Origin of the sequence: Neobacillus drentensis, assembly GCF_036965425.1 — a bacterium.
GTDB lineage: Bacteria > Bacillota > Bacilli > Bacillales > Cytobacillaceae > Neobacillus > Neobacillus drentensis_F.
Window position 1 is genome coordinate 521 of record NZ_JBALPP010000197.1, and the last position, 1,228, is coordinate 1,748.

Genomic DNA, 1,228 nt, shown 5'->3' on the forward strand with positions numbered 1-1,228 from the left:
GGTGGAACGGGTAAACCCCACGAGCGAGCAACCCAAATTTAGGTAGGGGCATCATCCTGCGGGAAATGAACCTAACGGATGAATCGGCCATTGGTCGATAGATAGATGACTACACTTCTTGTACGAGGCATGCTGCCGATTGGAGTACGGAAGGACAGAACCTGGCTTACAGCCATTTCATGTGCATGTAATCGTTTTAGAAGTATTCTTCGAATATTTGTAACGGAAATTTAAAATGGACAAACCGGGACTTTTGAACTACCAAAATTTACAGCTATCTTCCAATTTGGATAGATGGTATATTTCTTACGTAAGCTCCTTACGGAACTTCGCATGATTTTAAATACAGAGAAGTACTCAAGAGGCTGAAGAGGCGCCCCTGCTAAGGGTGTAGGTCGGGTAACCGGCGCGAGGGTTCAAATCCCTTCTTCTCTGCCATTTCAGTTTTACAACAACTTATTTGCGGGTGTGGCGGAATTGGCAGACGCACCAGACTTAGGATCTGGCGCCTTAGGGCGTGGGGGTTCGACTCCCTTCACCCGCACCAATTAATTATTTTTTCGCTGTTGTTCTGCTGTAGAAATCGGTCGTTGGAATTCCTAAAGGCAAGATTTTATTAATGGAGAGCTGTCCGAGTGGTCGAAGGAGCACGATTGGAAATCGTGTAGGCGGGTAACCCTGTCTCAAGGGTTCGAATCCCTTGCTCTCCTCCATAAAAATATGACTACCGTACCGGTTCGAATCCGGTCCTAGGCACCAGTGTTTTTGCAATTGCAATATAACATTCAATATTATGCGCCCGTAGCTCAATTGGATAGAGCGTTTGACTACGGATCAAAAGGTTATGGGTTCGACTCCTTTCGGGCGCGCCACTAATTAATAATATAATCATGGCGGCTGTGGCGAAGTGGTTAACGCATCGGATTGTGGTTCCGACATTCGTGGGTTCGATTCCCATCAGCCGCCCCATATAATGCGGGTGTAGTTTAGTGGTAAAACCTCAGCCTTCCAAGCTGATGTTGTGAGTTCGATTCTCATCACCCGCTCCATTCACTATTTATTTATTCCGCAGTAGCTCAGCGGTAGAGACGAGCGATGCATCATGAAATGGCTCCGAGTTGTACACGCCGAGCCGCTCCTTGCGTTACTTACTGAGGCGAGGACATGCTTCTAACAAGATAAGGATTAGGGATTAATATAATTATTCCGCAGTAGCTCAGCGGTAGAG

Annotated in this window: 6 tRNA genes and 1 other RNA gene (1 of these 7 only partly in view); all 7 read left to right on the forward strand. The window is 46.7% G+C overall.

Annotation, left to right across the window (positions count from 1 at the left end):
• Nucleotides 1-174, forward strand: an RNA gene (rnpB, locus tag V7161_RS29815) — RNase P RNA component class B; it begins 223 nt to the left of the window's first position.
• Nucleotides 175-347: 173 nt separating this feature from the next.
• A tRNA-Ser gene (locus V7161_RS29820) sits at nt 348-438 on the forward strand.
• Between the two features lie 24 nt (nt 439-462).
• Nucleotides 463-547, forward strand: a tRNA-Leu gene (locus tag V7161_RS29825).
• A gap of 74 nt (nt 548-621) precedes the next feature.
• Nucleotides 622-713, forward strand: a tRNA-Ser gene (locus V7161_RS29830).
• An 82-nt stretch (nt 714-795) separates the two neighbouring features.
• A tRNA-Arg gene (locus tag V7161_RS29835) sits at nt 796-872 on the forward strand.
• Nucleotides 873-893: 21 nt separating this feature from the next.
• Nucleotides 894-969: transfer RNA gene (locus tag V7161_RS29840), tRNA-His, on the forward strand.
• 6 nt (nt 970-975) lie between these two features.
• Nucleotides 976-1,049: transfer RNA gene (locus V7161_RS29845), tRNA-Gly, on the forward strand.
• Nucleotides 1,050-1,228: the final 179 nt, after the last annotated feature.